This is a genomic window from Streptomyces colwelliae (genome assembly GCF_048158785.1).
GTDB lineage: Bacteria > Actinomycetota > Actinomycetes > Streptomycetales > Streptomycetaceae > Streptomyces.
Genome location: NZ_JBLTJC010001060.1, coordinates 1 through 388, shown reverse-complemented (window position 1 = coordinate 388; position 388 = coordinate 1). Strand labels below are relative to the sequence as shown.

The window sequence follows — 388 nt, the reverse complement described above, 5'->3', positions numbered from 1 at the left end:
TGCCCGTTCCATTCGCGCCGCCCGTGACCCGAGCACAGTGATTGTCACGACACCAAGGACCGCCAGCACACCCACACCCACCGTCCCCGCCCAGCCCCCCGCGTGGAACGCCATCGCGCCGACCGTACTGCCGGTGCTGGACCCGATGTAGTAGGCGGACTGGTAGAGAGCCGATGCCTGCGCACGCCCCGTCGTCGCCGTCTTGCTGACCGCCGAGGACGCGACCGCGTGCCCCGCGAAGAAGCCCGCCGTGATCAGGACCAGACCGAGCAGCACCAGGGGAAGCGAGTCGGCGAGGGAGACCACGAGCCCCGCCGCCGTCGTACCGCCCGCCAGGTACAAGGCCCCCCGGCGCCCCAGCCGACCGACCAGCCGCCCCGCCGTGGAC

The 388-nt window shown here is 72.4% G+C and carries 1 pseudogene; it reads right to left on the bottom strand.

Annotation, left to right across the window (positions count from 1 at the left end):
• Nucleotides 1–388: pseudogene (locus ACNFOC_RS55820) on the bottom strand (MFS transporter); the annotation flags it as partial.